Origin of the sequence: Bacillus sp. MUM 13 (assembly GCF_001866725.1) — a bacterium.
Lineage (GTDB): Bacteria > Bacillota > Bacilli > Bacillales > DSM-1321 > Peribacillus.
Genome location: NZ_MLYQ01000176.1, coordinates 1 through 436, shown reverse-complemented (window position 1 = coordinate 436; position 436 = coordinate 1). Strand labels below are relative to the sequence as shown.

Genomic DNA, 436 nt, shown 5'->3' with positions numbered 1-436 from the left:
TCATAGTACCAATGGTATCTAGGAACCATTGGGAAGGACTGAATCAATTTAGGAGAATCAGCACTTGGCGTACGTGTTGCTTGTTGAAGCAGAAACATGATCCTTCCTAATGGAGGAAGTGGTGAATCCACGGGGGACATTAGAAGGGCTGAAAGCAACTCCACACAAGAAGAATGACTGATTCACGTAGGAGCTTGATATCTATGTTGGAACGAATCTTATCATATCAAAACGTTACGAGCGCTCTCGTAAGAGTGGAACGAAATAAAGGTAGCCATGGTGTAGATGGGATGAGCGTACAAAACCTACGACATCATCTCATGGAACACTGGAGTACTTTAAGAACGGAACTGATAAATGGTACCTACTTTCCCCAACCTGTACGTCGAGTCGAAATCCCGAAACCGAACGGCGGTGTAAGGAAGTTAGGAATCCC

At 44.7% G+C, this 436-nt stretch carries 1 pseudogene; it reads left to right on the top strand.

What is annotated here, in order from left to right:
* Positions 1–203 precede the first annotated feature (203 nt).
* Positions 204–436: pseudogene (locus BIV59_RS24175) on the top strand (group II intron reverse transcriptase/maturase); the annotation flags it as partial.